General features: G+C 48.1%; 1 protein-coding gene. It reads right to left on the bottom strand.

The genetic code is table 11. From position 1 onward, the window contains the following. Positions 1–220: hypothetical protein (locus tag AX762_RS12940; protein ID WP_218162453.1), on the bottom strand; the 220-nt coding region annotated here is incomplete at its 3' end. Positions 221–235: the final 15 nt, after the last annotated feature.

Genomic DNA, 235 nt, shown 5'->3' with positions numbered 1-235 from the left:
GTTTCACCTGAGCATGCCGAAGTTTGACCTTCTTAGCATCACTCACTGGGAGTTTCACCTGAGCATGCCGAAGTTTGACCTTCTTAGCATCACTCGCTGGGAGTTTCACCTGAGCATGCCGAAGTTTGACCTTCTTAGCATCACTCACTGGGAGTTTCACCTGAGCATGCCGAAGTTTGACCTTCTTAGCATCACTCGCTTGGGTTTCCACTTTTAGCATGCCTAACCCTTATTA

The organism is Alkalibacterium sp. 20, from assembly GCF_001885615.1.
Classification (GTDB): domain Bacteria; phylum Bacillota; class Bacilli; order Lactobacillales; family Carnobacteriaceae_A; genus Alkalibacterium.
The sequence above is the reverse complement of the archived record's forward strand: the minus strand, read 5'-3'. Positions and strand labels throughout refer to the sequence as shown.